This window comes from Mesorhizobium sp. M7A.F.Ca.US.006.04.2.1, from assembly GCF_004022915.1.
In the GTDB taxonomy this organism is placed as follows: domain Bacteria; phylum Pseudomonadota; class Alphaproteobacteria; order Rhizobiales; family Rhizobiaceae; genus Mesorhizobium; species Mesorhizobium ciceri.
Window position 1 is genome coordinate 1 of the sequence record NZ_RZQA01001021.1, and the last position, 1,983, is coordinate 1,983.

The following is a 1,983-nucleotide window of genomic DNA, read 5'->3' on the forward strand; positions in this document are numbered from 1 at the left end:
TTCCGGTGGACGTGCTTCACGAGCGAGTGGCGCGCGGCGCCTTCGACACCGGCAGGGACCTGCGCGATTTCCCCACCGAAAAGCTCGAAGGCAAGACGATTGCGGTCATCGGCTACGGCAATATTGGCCGCGAGGTCGCCAAGCTCGCCCGCGCCTTCGGCATGCGCGTGGTGATCCATGCACGACCACGGCACCGCGACTGGATCGAAACCGAGGGTTTTGTCTTTGCGCCAGATCTCGTCGAAGCGGCTGATGGCGCGGATGTGCTGAGCGTCCATGTCGGCCTGGGCAAGCAGGATGCGCAAACCGGCCGCTACGCCAATGCCGGGCTTATTGGCACGGAGGTCCTGTCATGCATGAACAAGGGCGCGGTACTGGTCAACTACGATCGCGGCGAGCTTGTCGAGGTTGCGGCGCTTGGCAATGCCCTGGAGACAGGGCGGGTTCGTCATGCGGCGGTCGATGCCGACCTTTTCATGGATCTTTCGACCGGCAGCCTCTCCGGCCCGATGCTGCCCTACCTCGATCTGGTCGAGAAGCATGGCGACAAACTTGAACTCCTGCCCCACGCCGCGGCCGATACGGATCACCCTTCGCGCGTCGCCGGCGCCAAGCAGGCCGTGGATCAGATCTTCGATATCATCTGCCGCAAATCGGTGACCAACGCAAAAGGCACCGTGCCGTCAGGGTACCTTTCTAGAGGATCAACCACGCCCCCCGGCATCGGGCCGGCAACGGCCGGCGACCTGTTGAAACTGACGGCACAGGAATGCTTCGACCTCGCAGATCTCTGCGAGCGGCAAACCCAGCTGTGGAAAGCGCTTTCAAACGCGCGGCCGGACGAGCGCGGCAAGATTGTCGCCGAACGGGGCGGGGAACTTGTCCGGTTGACAAATCGCTTTTGCCTTGGCGTTGAAAAATCGAACCTCAGAAGTTCGTGTCAGTAATGCGTCACTCCCACATAACCGAGTCAGCGGTAGTGCTTTTGGTCTATATTAATCACGTCTCTTCTTTGGGCCACACCATACGAGGACATACGAAGGATATTGCTGCGCGAACCATCCGCTAATTGATTGATTTTGTGAAAAGACGACGTCCATCAGCGACTAACATAATCGTTATTGGGTTGCGAAGCGGTTCGCCCAAATTGATTCAAGAAGCTGAGCGAGCCATTTACTTACGCCCCGGTTGGCAGCTTTGCGCCTCATTCCGGTAGTTCGGGATGCCTTTGCCACTACCTCCTTCGCCAGGTCATGGGTTCCGACAGCGCCTGCATAACGTGGAGCTCAAAGGCGCCGGGCGCGTGGCTGGCCTCGGCCAACTGCCGTGCATTCCACTCTAGGGCAATGCTGCCCCCGGCTAGAAGCACCGCGCGGTTGCACAGGCCGGGAACCGCTTCGACCACGTGGGTGGAGATGATGACGGCTTGGCTCGCCGCCAATGCAAGGATGACGCGTTTGACCTCGAAGGCGGCAAGCGGATCAAGGCCGTTCAGGGACTCGTCGAGGATCAGCAGCGGCGGCGCGCCAAGCAGGGCCGCGGCGATGGCGATCTTCGCCCGCGTGCCGAGCGAATATTCGGCGATTAGCCGGTCGATCCAGCGCTTGAGCCCGAGCCGTTCGGCGACATTGACGCCAGGCCATCCGTCTTCGGCACAGCCGCGGATCGAGGCGACGAGCTGGAGATACTGCCGCCCGGTCAGCGCCGCCGGCAGGTCGGATGGATCCATGGCAAGGCCGAAGCCGGACTTGGCGCGTTCCGGTGCGCCGGCAAGGTCGGCGCCGCCGATCGCCACGGTCCCCCCGAGCGGCCGGATCTGGCCGGTGATCGCCCTGAGCAAGGTGGACTTGCCCGAGCCGTTGGCGCCAAGCAGGCCAAGGATATCGCCTCGGGCGAGCGATAGATCGATACCGCTGACGACCGCGTGGCCACCGTAGCCGGCGCTGAGCCCGCGAACCGCGAGTATCTCGCTGCTATCCATGG

Annotated in this window: 2 protein-coding genes; one reads left to right on the forward strand and one right to left on the reverse strand. The window is 62.4% G+C overall.

What is annotated here, in order from left to right:
* Positions 1-947 (forward strand): NAD(P)-dependent oxidoreductase (locus EN925_RS33640; RefSeq protein WP_128337259.1); only part of this gene is annotated, 947 nt, incomplete at its 5' end.
* Between the two features lie 287 nt (positions 948-1,234).
* On the opposite strand, the gene EN925_RS33645 is transcribed toward EN925_RS33640, so the two are convergent.
* A complete protein-coding gene (locus EN925_RS33645; RefSeq protein WP_127369968.1) occupies positions 1,235-1,981 on the reverse strand; it encodes an ABC transporter ATP-binding protein in 747 nt (248 codons plus the stop codon).
* Between the last annotated feature and the right edge of the window lie 2 nt (positions 1,982-1,983).